Source organism: Mycobacterium genavense ATCC 51234, from assembly GCF_000526915.1.
Classification (GTDB): Bacteria; Actinomycetota; Actinomycetes; order Mycobacteriales; family Mycobacteriaceae; genus Mycobacterium; species Mycobacterium genavense.
Window position 1 is genome coordinate 311,675 of record NZ_JAGZ01000003.1, and the last position, 13,975, is coordinate 325,649.

The following is a 13,975-nucleotide window of genomic DNA, read 5'->3' on the forward strand; positions in this document are numbered from 1 at the left end:
AGTTCCCCGCGTCAAAAACACGGGGAACTTCGGGTGTGAATTCGCAGATCACCCGGTCTAGACGTGGCGCGTCCAGACGAGGAAATCGTCTTCCCGATCGGTGTACACCACCCCGATCGGCTTCTGGCCGGTCACGTCGAAGTACAGTTCGCCGGAGCGCTGCTGGCCCGGATCGAGCGGACTGGGGTCAAGGCCATTGGGCACCGGCCCGATGTTCACGACCTTGTAGACGGTGCCGTTGAACGCCCTGGCCGCAAACCGGGCGATCTGTGGCTCGACGGTTCCGGTATTCGCTCTCGCCGTGACATCGGCCTGGTAGAGCTGCCCGGCGGGCTGGAATCCCGGTATCGTCACGTCGCTCGGCCGCAGATTACTCACCGTGTAGTCGGTGATCAGGGGGCCGTCGACCGCCTGCTCCGTAGCTCCAAACCCCTGCACATTGGCGGTAGCGGTCGCCGCCGTGATGATGCTCGCCGCGGCAATGCCCGCCGCGCTGAGCGCCGCTGTCGCTGTCATCGTGGCGAATTTCATTGTGACTCCCTGTCTCTCGTGATTCACCCGCGGTCCGGCGATTACCCGTTTGCCGGCGCGTGCCAAACGACGCGACGCGGGGCGTTCGCCAAATTGCGGCGACGTTCAATCGACGGGTGCCCAGCGGTCACTGCCCATTCACCGCCGCGTAAACGCCGTTCGGGGGGCCGGGGGTGCGTCCGGCCGGAACGGATATGTCAATATCGCTGACATGGCTGCGACCGAAGATGCCCCGCTTGGCTACCTGCTCTACCGCGTGGCAGCCGTGCTGCGGCCCGAGGTTGCGGCCGTGCTGGGCCCGCTCGGCCTGACACTTCCCGAATTCGTTTGTCTGAGAATACTTTCGATGTCGCCGGGGTTGTCCAGTGCCGAGCTGTCGCGTAGTACCAATGTCACGCCGCAGGCGATGAACACGGTGCTGCGCAGGCTGGAAGAGGTCGGGGCGGTGGAACGGCCGACCTCGGTGTCCTCCGGGCGGGCGCTGCCGGCCAAATTGACCGGTCAAGGCCGCACACTCCTCAAACGCGCGGAAGCCGCGGTCCGTACCGCCGATGACTGCATCCTGGCCAAGCTGACCGCGGCGCAGCAGCGCGAGTTCAAGCGGATGCTGGAAAAGCTCGGCTCCGACTGACTCCGGCTATCCATCGGCTTGAATGCGTGCCCACGGCCGCGCCTGTTCGAGTTCGTAGGCCAGTTCCAGCAGCAGCGCGTCCTGCCCCAGGTCGGCGGCGAGCATCATGCCGACCGGCATCCCGTCGGCCGACTGGGCCAACGGCAACGAGATCGCCGGATCCCCGGTGACGTTCTGCAGCGGTGTGAACGCGACCCAGTCGATCAGCCGGTCGATGACCTGCTGGTACTCGGTCGGCGCCAGGTGACCGACCCGCGGGGTCAGGTCGGCGAGCGTCGGGGTGAGCAGCGCGTCGTAGGTCTGGTAGAACTCGGCGCTGCGCCGGCGCATTCTGCGCAGCCGCAGGACCACTCCCGGCATCCGGTGCAGATTGCGGCCGGTGTGGCGCTCCAGGCCCAGCGTCAGGGCGTCCAGCCGGGTGCGGTCGAACGTGTCGCCGAACAGGCGGCGCCCGGTGCGCACCTGCATCAGCGCGAAGAAGGCGCTCGACGGGGCCGCGGACGCGGTCGCCCGCGCCTGCTCGAATGCCTTGTACGCCAAGCCGTTCAGGATGGGGTTGACGGCCTCGGTGCGGGCGATCGCCGCCTCGACTACCTCGGTTCTGCCGACCCGGCCGGCCCGGATGGCCTCGGACAAGGCGGTCGCGTCGAGATCGCCGAGGGCGTCGTCACCGAAAGCGTGCACGCGTCGCATGACAACAGACGCTAGCCGCTCCCGCTGCGCGGTTAAGCCTGACCCACCTCGAAGCGAACAAACCGGGTCACCGTGACACCGGCCTCGTCGAGCAGAGCCTTGACGGTCTTCTTGTTGTCGGACACCGACGGCTGCTCGAGCAGCACGACGTCCTTGAAGAAGCCGTTCAACCGGCCCTCGACGAGCTTGGGCAGCGCCTGCTCCGGCTTGCCTTCCTCTTTCGCAGTCTCCTCGGCGATACGCCGCTCGCTGGCCACCACGTCCTCGGGCACGTCGTCGCGGGTGAGGTAGCGCGCCTTGAGCGCAGCGATCTGCAGCGCCACGGCGTGGGCGGCCTCTCTGGCCGAGGAGGCGCCGGCACCGGTGTACTCGACCAGCACGCCGACGGCCGGGGGCAGGTCCGCGGCCCGCTTGTGCAGGTAGGTCTCGACGGTGCCGTCGAAGAAGGCGGCCCGGCGCAGTGCCAGCTTCTCGCCGATCTTGGCGGACAGGTCGGCGACGGCCTGCTCGACGGTAGTTGTCGCCTCTCCCCCCGGAATGACAGCGGCCCGGAGCGCGTCGACGTCGGCAGCCTTGGATTGCGCTGCCGCGGCGACGATCTCGTCGGCCAGCTTCTGGAACTCCGCGTTCTTGGCGACGAAGTCGGTCTCGCTGTTCAGCTCGATCAGCGCACCGTCCTTGGCCGCGACCAGACCTTCGGCCGTGGCGCGCTCGGCGCGCTTGCCGACGTCCTTGGCACCCTTGATGCGGAGCGCCTCGACGGCCTTGTCGAAGTCGCCGTCGCTGTCGGCCAGGGCGTTCTTGCAGTCGAGCATGCCGGCACCGGTGAGCTCACGAAGACGCTTGACGTCGGCAGCGGTGAAGTTCGCCATATCAGCCTTCCGTGGGGGTGGTTTCGGGCGCAGCTCCAGCGGCGTCGGTGGTGGCTGTGGTGGTAGCGGTCGTCGTCGCAGAAGCCAGCAGCTCCTGCTCCCATTCGGCGAGCGGCTCGGCGGACTCTGCCTCGGGCTTGCCGTCGCCGCGGCCGAGTCCGGCACGCGCCTGCAGGCCCTCGGCGACCGCGGAGGCGATCACCTTGGTCAGCAGCGCCGCCGAGCGGATCGCGTCGTCGTTGCCCGGGATCGGGTAGTCGATCTCGTCGGGATCGCAGTTGGTGTCCAGGATCGCGATGACCGGGATACCGAGCTTGCGGGCCTCGCCGACGGCGATGTGCTCCTTGTTGGTGTCGACGACCCAGATCGCCGACGGCACCTTGGCCATGTCGCGGATACCGCCGAGGCTGCGCTCCAGCTTGTTCTTCTCGCGGGTCAGGCCCAGGATCTCTTTCTTGGTGCGGCCCTCGAAGCCACCGGTCTGCTCCATCGCCTCGAGTTCCTTGAGGCGCTGCAGCCGCTTGTGCACCGTGGAGAAGTTGGTGAGCATGCCGCCCAGCCAGCGCTGGTTGACGTACGGCATGCCGACGCGGGTGGCCTCGGCCGCGACGGACTCCTGCGCCTGCTTCTTGGTGCCGACGAACAGCACGGTGCCTCCGTGGGCGACGGTCTCCTTGACGAACTCGTACGCCTTGTCGATGAAGGTCAGCGTCTGCTGCAGGTCGATGATGTAGATGCCGTTGCGGTCGGTGAAGATGAACCGCTTCATCTTGGGATTCCAGCGACGGGTCTGGTGCCCGAAGTGGGTGCCGCTGTCGAGCAGCTGTTTCATGGTCACGACGGCCATGGTGATGCCATTCCTTTATGATGTCGGTTGTCGCCCGGCATCGGCTGACGCCAGGCCCTGGCGCCTGCTGCGATGCCGGACCCTGTTACGGGACCACCCGGCATGCGCTGCGAACTCCTAGTGGAACGGGAGACGCGAAGCAGACGCGCGAAGTCAGCCCGCGAACGAGCTGCGACGAGCAGTTTACACCGACTCAGCTGGTGGTTTTCCAGCACATGTCCACAGTGCGGCCCGCATGCACAGTTTCGGCAAACGGGAGTGGCCGTGTCGTCGACGCCGCGCTGAACTCATGGGGTGCGGTGGGCGGCGCTGATCGCGAGCTCGGGCCTGATCGGCGCGTACCCGGCGGCCGCCGACGACGTCCGGCTGGACTGGCCGCTGCGGCCCGCCCCCGCCGTCGTGCGCAGTTTCGACGCCCCGTCGCCCGACTGGAAGCCTGGGCACCGGGGCATGGATCTGGCCGGGCGGCCCGGGCAGCCAGTGTACGCCGCCGGCCCCGCGACCGTGGTGTTCGCCGGGTTGCTGGCCGGACGGCCGGTGGTGTCGCTGGCCCATCCCGGCGGGTTGCACACCAACTACGAGCCGGTGCAAGCCGTCGTGCGGGTGGGTCAGCAGGTGAGCGCACAGACGGTGATCGGCGAGCTGTCGGCCGGCCAAGACGGGTGCCGGGTCTCGGCGTGCCTGCACTGGGGCGCGATGTGGGGCCCGGCGTCGCGCGCGGACTACGTCGATCCGCTGGGCCTGCTGAAATCCACCCCGGTGCGACTCAAGCCGCTAGACGGCTGACGTGTCAGGCGCGCGGGTGGGCCTGATCGTGCACCGCCCGCAACCGCGACACCGCGACATGGGTGTAGAGCTGGGTGGTCGCCAAGCTGGAATGGCCGAGCAGCTCCTGGACGACCCGTAGGTCGGCCCCGCCTTCGAGCAGATGCGTGGCCGCGCTGTGCCGCAGCCCGTGCGGCCCCATGTCGGGGGCGCCGTCCACCGCGGCGATCGTCTGGTGCACGACCGTGCGGGCTTGGCGCACGTCGAGCCGGCGGCCCCGCGCGCCCAGCAGCAGCGCCGGCCCGGACGCCGCGGTGGCCAGAGCGGGTCGCCCGTCGGCCAGCCAGGCCCGCAGCGCGTCGGCCGCGGGCAGCCCGAACGGCGCAGTGCGCTGCTTGTTGCCCTTGCCCAGCACCCGCACCACCCGGTGGCCGGTGTCGACGTCGTCGATGTCCAGGCCGCACAGCTCGCTCACCCGAATTCCGGTGGCGTACAGCATCTCGACGATCAGCCGGTCCCGCAGGGCCAGCGGATCTCCTTGCTCGGCACCGGATTTCGCGGCGGCCATGGCATCGCGGGCCTGATCCTGGCGCAGCACCGCCGGAAGCGTGCGATGCGCCTTGGGCACCTGCAGCCGCGCGGCGGGGTCGACCGTGAGCAGGCCGCGACGCACCGCCCACGCCGTGAATGCCTTGACCGCCGAGGTGCGGCGGGCCAGCGTCGTGCGCGCGGCCCCGGCCACCGCCGCGCTCGACAGCCAGCTGCGCAGCAGCGGCAGGTTCAGGCCGTCCAGCGCCGCTGCGCGCTCGTCGAGGAAGGCGAACAACGAGCGCAAGTCGCCCAGATACGCGCGCCGGGTATGCGCCGACCGGCCGCATTGCAGATCCAGGTACTCGTCGAACTCGTCGAGAATCGCCTGCACTCCCCCACGGTCGCAGGCCCGGCCCGCTGCGCGTTAGCCGACGCGCCGAAGCGTGTCCGGGGTGAGATCTTTGCGCGTCGGGTAGCCGTCGACGGCCGTGATTAGGTCCGCTTCGGCCAGCAGACTGCGCAGCACGTGCACGATTCCGTCGACGCCGCCGAGCGCCAGACCGTAGGCGTACGGACGTCCGACGCCGACCGCGGTGGCGCCCATCGCCGGCGCCTTGACGATGTCGGCGCCGCTGCGGATCCCCGAGTCGAACAGCACCGGCAGCCCGCCGGCCGCCTCGACCACCCCCGGCAGACAGTCCAGCGCGGGCAGGCTGCCGTTGGCCTGCCGGCCGCCGTGGGTGGAGCAGTAGATGCCGTCGACACCGCCGTCCCGGGCGCCTTGCGTCGTCGGGATGGCAAATGCCCTTGATGATCAGTGGCAGGTCGGTCAGCGACCGCAGCCAGGCGAGGTCGTCGCAGGTCAGCGGGTTACCGAAGGTCGTGACCCACTGCAGCACGGTGGCTTGCGGGTCCTCCTCGGGCGGGCGCTGCAAGCTGGCGCGAAAGACCGGATCGCTGGTGTTGTTGCTCAGGCAGTGCCCCCGCAGCTGGGGGAAGTTGGCCGTGCTCAGGTCGCGCGGGCGCCACCCGGGGATCCAGGTGTCGAGCGTGACGATGATGCCCTTGAAGCCGGCGGCCTCGGCGCGCTGCACCAGGCTGGCGGCCAGGTCGCGATCCTTCGGCGTGTACAGCTGGAAGAAGCCGGGCGTCGCGCCGAACTCGGCGGCGACGTCTTCCATCGGGTCGGCGGTCAGGGTGGAAACCACCATCGGGACACCGGTCGCCGCGGCCGCGCGTGCGGCGGTCAGGTCGCCGCGGCCGTCTTGGGCGCAGATGCCGATGACCCCGATCGGCGCCATGAACACCGGCGACGGCAAGGTCAGGCCGAACATCTGCACCGAGAGATCGCGCTCGGCGGCACCGACGAACATGCGCGGGATCAGGCCCCAGCGATCGAACGCCTCCCGGTTGGCCCGTTGCGTGCGTTCGTCGCCGGCGCCACCGGCGACGTAAGACCACACCGACGGCGGCATCGCCTGCTCGGCGCGGGCCTCCAACTCCGAGAACACCATCGGCAGCGCGGGCACCACCCCGGCCTGGCCCTGGAAATTCCCGATCACCTCGAAGTACTTCCTCGGCATGGCCCCGCCACCCTGGGTGTTCAACCTATTCGCCTTCCGCGCCGGCCGCCGAGTGATGGACCTGGTGATGAAAGTGGCCGAGGGGAGCCCGGAAAGGTATGGGCTGCCCAAGCCGCAGTGCATACTCGGCGAAACGCACCCCAGCGGGTCCGATCAGATCTTCACAGCCCTTCGCCGAGGGCGTATCCAACAAAAGCCCAATGTCGCCCAGTTGCTGGGCGACAGGGTTCGGTTCGCCGAGGGCAGCTTCGAGCCGGTCGACCTGCTCGTCTACTGTACCGGATACAACATCGACTTCCCCTTCTTCGACCAGGACTACATCTCGGCACCGGACAATCAAATAAGCTTGTTCAAGCAAGTTTTCACGCCCGACCATCTCCGCATCTTCTTCGTCGGGTTGTGCCAGCCCCTGGGCAGCATCCAACCGCTCGCCGAGATGCAATCACGCTGGATCGCCGAGTATCTCACCGGTCGCTACGCCCTGCCGAGCGAAGTGCAGATGCGTAAGGCCATGGCCGACGACGTCCGCTGGCGCTCCAAGCGATTCGTCAAATCGGCACGAAACACCATTGAGGTCGACCACTTTCAATACGCCCGCAGTCTGCGCAAGGAAATCCGGGCCGGCCGCGCTCGCGCCACCGGCCGGCTACCCATCGCTGCGGGGACGGTGGGCGAAGCGACCCATGTTTCCGAGCCGACCGCGAGAAGGGCAACCCGGTCCGCATCGGGCAGTTGATTGGCAGGCTGGTTCGCGCTTACCGCGACAGCCGGGAGACGTTCCCCGAAAGAAGTTGACATAGGCCATGATCGAACAGTGTCTTGCCGGTTTTGCCGGTATCGACACCCGCGAGCTTCACGTCGGCGGTCACCGTCCGGCGATGGTGCTACTCCACGGGTTCGGTCAATCCGCCGAGTGCTGGCGACTCGTGCTCGAGCGTATCGAACGGCTGGGACACGGGGCTGTCGCAGTGGATTTGCCTGGCTTCGGGTATGGCTCACCAGTCAAGCGGGGGCGCGTGCTCCCGCAACTCGACGAGTTCGTCTCCGATGTTGTGGTGACGTATGCGGCGGAGGAACCCATTGTGCTAGTCGGTAATTCGCTTGGCGGGTTGCTCAGTGTGCGGGCCGCCGAGTCACGACGTCGGCTTCCCATTCGGGGATTGCTGGCCATCGATGCCGCGGGGACCGGGTGGACCCGGATGATGCGGATGGCTGGGGCGGGAAATCTAACCGTGGCGCAATGGGGGTTACGAATTCCTATGCCGTCCTTCGTCCGCCATGCAGTACTGACACGGGCCGGCCGGGCAGCCCTCTATGGTGACCGAGCACTCGCCGACCCGAAGATGGTGGCGGAGTTCGCCGAGCCGGCCCGCACCCGCGACGCTTTCCGGGCGCACTGCACCCTCGCGCTACGCATTATGGCCGAGGTCAATGCCGTGCGGCCCCCGAGCGGGGTCCCGTGCCCGACGATAGTGCTACACGGCAGCCGAGACCGGCTGATCCCCGAGTCAGCGGCACGGCTGTTACACAAACACATTCCCGGTAGCATCTTCGAGTCACTCCCCGGAGTAGGTCACTGCCCTCAACTCGAAGCACCCGGGCGTGTGGCCGAGTTAGCCGCCCGCCTGGCCAGGACGGGCCGGATGGCCGACGGCGACCAGCCCTGCTTCACGCCCGCCTGACGCGGTGAGCGTACCCGGCGAAGGCCTTTCAAGTTGTCGTGCCGATATGACCTGATAATCACATGAGGTCTCGACGGTATCCATGCCCATCGACCAGCCCCGCCCAGTTTACGTGTTGGGAGCGTCCAGCCGGTGACATCCCAAAGGCCTCCGTTGACTGTCCCAACATCTGGATGCGCTGGCGGAATGCCAAGCCGGCCGCGGTGAGCTTGTCGGATTCTCCGAAACCGGCCGTCAACTGTGTTCATGTCACCCGTCCGACACCTTGCTTTCGTTCGCCCGCCAGCGCCTTCCAAGGGGGTAATCAACAATGCATGCACGAATGCATCAATAGTGTGTAGCATTCGCTCGTATCTTGGGTACGCCAAAAGCGTTGCACCACCCGGGGAATGGAAAGCGAATCGAAAGAGCGTCGTGACGGCGGACCGAAATAGTTCCATAGTGGTGATCCACCAGAAAGGCGGAACCGCAACTGTACTGATGAACAGACCCGAATCACTCAACGCTCTCGACGTCGGGCTCACCGAAGCACTCCTGGCCGCTCTTCGTGACCTCGCTGACGACGAAACGGTACGGGCCGTGTGCATCACGGGCGCGGGTCGTGCGTTCTGTGCGGGCGCAGACCTGCGAGAAATGACGGCTCTCGGAGCCGAAGTGACCGGCGACCGACCGGATCTACGCCGAGCGCTCATCGAGCGTTTCAACCCGATCACAGTAGAGCTGCGGCAGATGCCGAAGCCGGTAGTGGCGGCCGTCAACGGTGCCTGCGTCGGCATTGCGGTCGGATACGCACTGGCATGTGACTACATCATTGCTGCAGAGTCCGCATACTTCCTGCTCCCGTTCGTCAACCTCGGACTCGCGCCCGTCGGTGGAGTATCGGCCTTTCTGCCTGCCCGCATTGGCGCCACTCGGGCCGGTGAACTGGCCTTCTCGGGCCGGCGCCTGTCGGCGTTTGACGCTCTAGACTGGAGCCTCATCAATCAACTAGCGACCGAGGACGCATTTGAAGACGAGGTGACGAACACGATGACCAAACTCGCGATCGGACCCACCCGCGCATACACGGTGATGAAACGGCAGGCCAATGCCTGGCTGTATCCCCGACTTCCAGAACAGCTCAGCCTCGAGGCCGACACGCAGGACGAGCTGACGGCGACAGCCGACTTCCGCACCGGGCTGGCCGCCTTCAGCCAGAAGGTCACCGCGAGGTTCTGCGGCGGATGACAGACGGCCACCTCGCGTAATTTTCGCCGCATCTGGGCAGAAACTCGACATTCGAGACCTTGGGCGAGCAATCAAGGATCGTCTGGATGGCGCTCCGTCCCCGCTCCCAACGACCGTTCCTCGGCGACTCCCTGGTTGCCGTCTTCACGGGCATCGGGACCAAGATGTAGTCTGCCTCCCGTCTCGACCCCGATGCCACGTCGAGGATCGTGCCCTCGTGTGAGGTCGCCTAGGCTCTCACAGCGAAGCAGCCAGTAGACCCTTCACACCGGTTCGCATCGGAACCAAACGGGGCGGGCTGGCGCCTAACGGCTGCGGCGAGCACTCCCCTGCCGTGACGATTGCACCTTCTGGCCCTCAGCCCCGATGAGTGCCGTGAGCGCACGGACGAGTTCGGTGCGCTGAGCCTTCGCACGCTTTTCATCAGGATCGAAGGCCTCGTGCAACGCCATTCCGCGCATGGCGGAGTAGATGAGCCCGACTATCGCGGTCATTCGTCGGGGTGGCAGAGCCTGCAATCTCGATCCGGCATAGCCATTGGCCAGGGTGGGCGCGAGCTGGTCGCGGATCCGCTTGCTGATTGTGCGCTCCGCCGGTACCAGCGCCGCGCGAAGTTCTTCGTCGGTGCGCGCCGCGGTCCACAGCTCCGCGGCGGCCAGCCAAACGTCATCGTTGAACGACGCCCACACCTGCTCGATAAGGGCCTCCAGGGAGAAATTGTTCCCATTGGCCTGAGCCATCTCCTGGAAAATCTCAATACGTTTGGCGTGAATGTGAAGCAGCGCTGCGGCGACCAATCCGGCTTTCGTCTTGAAATGGTGCATCTGCGCGCCGCGAGTGAGGCCGGAGATCTCGGCGATACGAGTCGAAGTGGCCCCGTGATAACCGTATTTCACGAGGGCTTCGATCGTAGCGTCCAACAGGGCGCCTCGCGTCGCCGAGCTGCGCTCGGCGTTGGTCATCACCACCATAGTCGCATCGTAGTCCAAGCTGTTGCCGCAGGCCCTGCATGGCTGAAGGTGCCCACACTAGTGAGGAGCGGGTTTCACCGGCGCGTCGCGACACGCACGCTGCCGCTGTTGTGCGTCGACAAGCGAATCCCCGTCAGTCCGCCCTCCATCTTTTTATCATCCATGCAGGACTGTATGCTTCCTTGGCAGGAGCACATCGGTGCACGATCGACGATGGGACGTGCCGACAATGGGAATGATTGGACGCGACACCTAATGGCCCCGAGCATATACACGTCGCCTTGGCGTGACGCCGAGATCACCGCGCTCGGTGAGCTGTCGGGCAAATTCTTTGCGAAAGAACTGATTCCGCATCGCGAGCGTTGGGAGCGCCAACGTTACGTTGATCCACGCGTATGGACCAAAGCCGGCGAACTCGGTCTGCTGTGCTGCTCCATCCCTGAGCAGTACGGCGGCGGCGGGGGCACATTCGCCCACGATCTCGCCGTCATCGAGGCGCAGGCCCACGCTATGGACAGCGCATTCGGCAACGCCGTCCACAGTGGTATTGTGGCTCACTACATCCTCGATTACGGTACCGAAGAGCAAAGGCGCCGTTGGCTTCCCAGCATGGCCACCGGCCGCACCATCGCCGCAGTGGCGATGACCGAGCCGGGCGCCGGCTCGGACTTGAAGAACATAAAGACCACGGCGATCCGCGATGGTGACCACTATGTGATCAACGGCGCCAAGACGTTCATCTCCAACGGATCACAGGCGAGCCTGATCGTGGTGGTCGCCAAGACCGACCCCTCCGCCGGAGCGAAAGGCGTCTCGCTGATCGTCGTCGAGACGGCCGACTGCCCTGGGTTTAGCCGCGGCCGAATCCTGGACAAGGTGGGACTGCATGGCCAGGACACCTCCGAGTTGTCGTTCGAGGACGTACGGGTACCCGTGAACAACTTGCTCGGAGGCCGGGAAGGTAAAGGCTTTGGCCAGCTGATGACTCAGCTGGCGCAGGAGCGGTTACTCATCGGTGTCAGCGCGGTAGCTTCGATGGAAACTGCTGTGGCCGAGACCATCACCTATACCAGATCGCGAAATGCCCTTGGGCAGCGGATTTTCGACTTTCAGAATACAAAGTTCGTCCTCGCCGAGTGCCAAACGACCACACACGTGGGGCGCGTTTTCATCGATTCATGCATCCAGCGACACCTGTGCAACGAGCTCGATGACGTGACCGCTGCGATGGCCAAATGGTGGCTTACCGAACAGCTTTGCCAGGTGATCGACCAGTGCGTTCAACTGTTCGGCGGCTACGGATACATGCGGGAGTACGCCGTCGCCCGCGGCTATGCCGACGCTCGGGTGCAGAAAGTCGTCGGCGGAACAAACGAAATCGTGAAGGACATCATCGCACGATCGCTTTGAGCCGACCGGCGGCCGCTCCCCTGCCTCCGCGCGCATCGCATTAGGGCGCAACCACCGGAGCAACTTCAATCTGCGCGATCACGTCACCGCCGGTGCGTAGACCTAGACCGCCTGGCCCACTCGACTATCCCACCACTATCGTTATCCCAACCTCGACTAGGAGCGCCACCTTGATCGACCCAAACGCTGCGGAAGTTCCGTTCATCGGAACCCAGTTGACCTGCTTGGCTGAAAACGAACCGGATCGACCCGTACTGACGTGTGACGGCGTGACACTTTCGCGAGGGGAGCTCGAGTCATCGGCTAACCGACTTGCTCGCGCTTATCGCGAGCTGGGGGTGCGGTTGGGCGACTACGTGACGATTGCCCTGCCCAACTCCATCGAATGGGTGCAGGCCGCGTTCGCCGTGTGGAAGCTCGGGGCGATTGTGCAGCCCCTGTCGCCTCGGCTGCCCGACACCGAGTTCGGCGAACTACTGGAACTGGTGCCGCGAGCGCTGCTCGTCGGGCGCGCCGATCCCTCGGGCAACACCGTCAGTGTTCCGCCCGGTTTCGCCCCTTCGAATGACTTGTCGGACACCCCACTGCCGGAAGCGATTTCGCCGGTATGGAAGGCGATGCCGTCTGGGGGCAGCACAGGGCGACCGAAGCTGATCGAGGTAACCGCCAACGGCCAATTGGACCCGACACCCATGGGAATCATGTTCGGTTTTGCGCCCGATGACACACAGCTGGTGACCGGGCCATTGACTCACAACTTGCCGATTACGACAACGGTGGTCGGGGTGCTCTTAGGTCAGCACGTGGTGCTGATGTCGCGATTCGACGCCGAGCGGTGCCTAGATCTGATCGCCCAACATCGCGTCAGGTAGCTAGCGACGGTTCCAACCGTGTTGCAGCGGCTATTGTCGCTCTACCGGGGCAACCAAAGCGTCTACGATGTCAGCTCGCTCAAGCGCGTATGGCATATGGGTGCACCGTGCCCACCCGCCGTCAAGCAGGCGTGGATCGAGATTTTGGGCGCTGAGGCGGTGTGGGAAGTCTACGGCGGCACCGAACTTCAGGCGACCACCCTCATCACCGGCGAGCAGTGGCTGACCCATCGGGGCTCGGTGGGGCCGGTGGTAGTGGGCGAGATGAAGATTTTGGACGACAACGGTGAAGAATGCCCGCCGGGAGTAATCGGCGAGATCTATATGCGGCCCAACAGCGGTGTCGGGCCCACCTACCGGTACATCGGCAGCGAAGCCCGCACTCGGGATGGCTGGGACACCATCGGCGACATGGGATATTTCGACGAGGACGGATTTCTCTATCTGAGCGATCGGCGAGTGGACATGTTCAATGTAGGTGGCCGCAAGGTCTACCCGGCCGAAATCGAGCTCGTACTCGGCGGACATCCCCACGTTTTGTCGTGTTTGGCGGTGGGCGTGCCGGACAACGATCTTGGGCAAGTGCCATACCTTCTCGTCGAGGCCGCGCCGGACTCCGGGCTAGACAAGTCAGCCGTCAAGGAGTACCGCGCCAAACACATTGCAGCATACAAGGTCCCCCGTTACGTAGAGTTCCGCACCCAACCGTTACGTGACGAGGCCGGCAAGGCACGGCGGTCCGCAGTGCGTGCCGAGGTCATCCTACGTTCACCCGCTTTAAATTCGTTGGCGCAGGAAAACCCGTGAAAAAACAATTAAAACACCAGAACGCAGCAGCAGTGTCGGTTACTCCGACCCACATCGTCGTCGAACGGCGGGGACCCGCCGTATGGATCACCTTGAACAGGCCAGATCGACTCAACTCCATCACCACGACCATGGCGGCCGAACTGTTGGAGACTTTCCGATCTCTCGCAGCCGACCACACCGCGCGGGTGGTCGTTCTGAGAGGCAGCGGCCGCGGGTTCTGCGCCGGCCTGGACATCACAGCTGTCGAGCAGGGTGACGCGCTGGCGGAGGGCATGCCTCTGCCCGAGATCATCTTGGCCATACGGCAGTGCCCGCAACCCGTCATCGCGCTGGTGCACGGTGCGGCGGCGGCTTCGCGTTCGCGCTTGCCGCCGACGTGCGGCTCGCTGGAGACAGCACGCGAATGAACGACGCCTTCGTAAACCTGGGAGTGTCAGGCTGCGAACTAGGAGTGTCCTACTTCCTGCCCCGCCACGTCGGCTTGTCGGCCGCAGCGGAACTGATGTTGACCGGTCGCTTCATCGATGCACAGCGTGTCCTGCAGCTAGGT

Annotated in this window: 12 protein-coding genes and 3 pseudogenes; 8 read left to right on the forward strand and 7 right to left on the reverse strand. The window is 65.6% G+C overall.

Annotated elements, in window-relative coordinates:
• Window positions 1–57: 57 nt before the first annotated feature.
• Window positions 58–531 (reverse strand): MPT63 family protein, encoded by a 474-nt coding sequence (locus T428_RS0109205; protein ID WP_025736250.1) that lies wholly within the window; start codon window positions 529–531, stop codon window positions 58–60.
• 211 nt (window positions 532–742) lie between these two features.
• Between T428_RS0109205 and T428_RS0109210 the strand changes: the two genes are divergently transcribed.
• A complete protein-coding gene (locus T428_RS0109210) occupies window positions 743–1,162 on the forward strand; it encodes a MarR family winged helix-turn-helix transcriptional regulator (RefSeq protein WP_025736251.1) in 420 nt (139 codons plus the stop codon).
• Window positions 1,163–1,168: 6 nt separating this feature from the next.
• On the opposite strand, the gene T428_RS26775 is transcribed toward T428_RS0109210, so the two are convergent.
• From T428_RS26775 to rpsB, 3 genes are read right to left on the reverse strand one after another with little or no spacing between them, the layout of a single operon-like run.
• Window positions 1,169–1,855 carry an amidase family protein gene (locus T428_RS26775; protein WP_025736252.1) on the reverse strand — a complete coding sequence of 229 codons (687 nt, stop codon included), beginning with the start codon at window positions 1,853–1,855 and terminating at the stop codon, window positions 1,169–1,171.
• A 32-nt stretch (window positions 1,856–1,887) separates the two neighbouring features.
• Window positions 1,888–2,727, reverse strand: a complete 840-nt coding sequence (tsf, locus tag T428_RS0109220; protein WP_025736253.1) for a translation elongation factor Ts — start codon at window positions 2,725–2,727, stop codon at window positions 1,888–1,890.
• A gap of 1 nt (window position 2,728) precedes the next feature.
• Window positions 2,729–3,574 (reverse strand): 30S ribosomal protein S2, encoded by an 846-nt coding sequence (rpsB, locus tag T428_RS0109225; RefSeq protein ID WP_025736254.1) that lies wholly within the window; start codon window positions 3,572–3,574, stop codon window positions 2,729–2,731.
• A 327-nt stretch (window positions 3,575–3,901) separates the two neighbouring features.
• On the opposite strand from rpsB, the pseudogene T428_RS0109230 reads away from it, so the two are divergent.
• A pseudogene (locus T428_RS0109230) lies at window positions 3,902–4,351 on the forward strand (M23 family metallopeptidase); the annotation flags it as partial.
• 13 nt (window positions 4,352–4,364) lie between these two features.
• Here T428_RS0109230 and T428_RS0109235 read toward each other — a convergent pair.
• Window positions 4,365–5,261 (reverse strand): tyrosine recombinase XerC, encoded by an 897-nt coding sequence (locus T428_RS0109235; RefSeq protein WP_025736256.1) that lies wholly within the window; start codon window positions 5,259–5,261, stop codon window positions 4,365–4,367.
• 33 nt (window positions 5,262–5,294) lie between these two features.
• Window positions 5,295–6,453, reverse strand: a pseudogene (locus T428_RS26780) (alpha-hydroxy-acid oxidizing protein).
• 55 nt (window positions 6,454–6,508) lie between these two features.
• Between T428_RS26780 and T428_RS0109250 the strand changes: the two are divergent.
• The 3 genes from T428_RS0109250 (at window position 6,509) to T428_RS0109260 (ending at window position 9,362) form a co-directional block, all read left to right on the forward strand.
• Entirely contained in the window at window positions 6,509–7,189 is a 681-nt protein-coding gene (locus tag T428_RS0109250) for a flavin-binding monooxygenase-like family protein (RefSeq protein ID WP_169733635.1), read from the forward strand.
• A 142-nt stretch (window positions 7,190–7,331) separates the two neighbouring features.
• Window positions 7,332–8,135, forward strand: coding sequence for an alpha/beta fold hydrolase (locus tag T428_RS0109255; RefSeq protein ID WP_245604855.1), 804 nt, complete (start codon window positions 7,332–7,334; stop codon window positions 8,133–8,135).
• A gap of 246 nt (window positions 8,136–8,381) precedes the next feature.
• Window positions 8,382–9,362, forward strand: a complete 981-nt coding sequence (locus T428_RS0109260) for an enoyl-CoA hydratase/isomerase family protein (protein ID WP_084298700.1) — start codon at window positions 8,382–8,384, stop codon at window positions 9,360–9,362.
• 305 nt (window positions 9,363–9,667) lie between these two features.
• On the opposite strand, the gene T428_RS31035 is transcribed toward T428_RS0109260, so the two are convergent.
• A complete protein-coding gene (locus T428_RS31035; RefSeq protein WP_025736263.1) occupies window positions 9,668–10,333 on the reverse strand; it encodes a TetR/AcrR family transcriptional regulator in 666 nt (221 codons plus the stop codon).
• A gap of 255 nt (window positions 10,334–10,588) precedes the next feature.
• On the opposite strand from T428_RS31035, the gene T428_RS0109275 reads away from it, so the two are divergent.
• From T428_RS0109275 to T428_RS35360, 3 genes and pseudogenes are all read left to right on the forward strand, one after another.
• Complete coding sequence (locus T428_RS0109275; protein ID WP_025736264.1) at window positions 10,589–11,743, forward strand: acyl-CoA dehydrogenase family protein; 1,155 nt, start codon at window positions 10,589–10,591, stop codon at window positions 11,741–11,743.
• Window positions 11,744–11,916: 173 nt separating this feature from the next.
• Window positions 11,917–13,422: pseudogene (locus T428_RS26790) on the forward strand (AMP-binding protein).
• Between the two features lie 32 nt (window positions 13,423–13,454).
• Window positions 13,455–13,832 (forward strand): enoyl-CoA hydratase/isomerase family protein, encoded by a 378-nt coding sequence (locus T428_RS35360; protein ID WP_211243911.1) that lies wholly within the window; start codon window positions 13,455–13,457, stop codon window positions 13,830–13,832.
• Window positions 13,833–13,975 lie beyond the last annotated feature (143 nt).

Coding starts and splice junctions, on each gene's coding strand:
- T428_RS0109205 (WP_025736250.1), bottom strand. CDS start 531: ATGAAATTCGCCACGATGACAGCGACAGCGGCGCTCAGCGCGGCGGGC.
- T428_RS0109210 (WP_025736251.1), top strand. CDS start 743: ATGGCTGCGACCGAAGATGCCCCGCTTGGCTACCTGCTCTACCGCGTG.
- T428_RS26775 (WP_025736252.1), bottom strand. CDS start 1,855: ATGCGACGCGTGCACGCTTTCGGTGACGACGCCCTCGGCGATCTCGAC.
- tsf (WP_025736253.1), bottom strand. CDS start 2,727: ATGGCGAACTTCACCGCTGCCGACGTCAAGCGTCTTCGTGAGCTCACC.
- rpsB (WP_025736254.1), bottom strand. CDS start 3,574: ATGGCCGTCGTGACCATGAAACAGCTGCTCGACAGCGGCACCCACTTC.
- T428_RS0109250 (WP_169733635.1), top strand. CDS start 6,509: ATGGACCTGGTGATGAAAGTGGCCGAGGGGAGCCCGGAAAGGTATGGG.
- T428_RS0109255 (WP_245604855.1), top strand. CDS start 7,332: ATGGTGCTACTCCACGGGTTCGGTCAATCCGCCGAGTGCTGGCGACTC.
- T428_RS0109260 (WP_084298700.1), top strand. CDS start 8,382: ATGTCACCCGTCCGACACCTTGCTTTCGTTCGCCCGCCAGCGCCTTCC.
- T428_RS31035 (WP_025736263.1), bottom strand. CDS start 10,333: ATGGTGGTGATGACCAACGCCGAGCGCAGCTCGGCGACGCGAGGCGCC.
- T428_RS0109275 (WP_025736264.1), top strand. CDS start 10,589: ATGGCCCCGAGCATATACACGTCGCCTTGGCGTGACGCCGAGATCACC.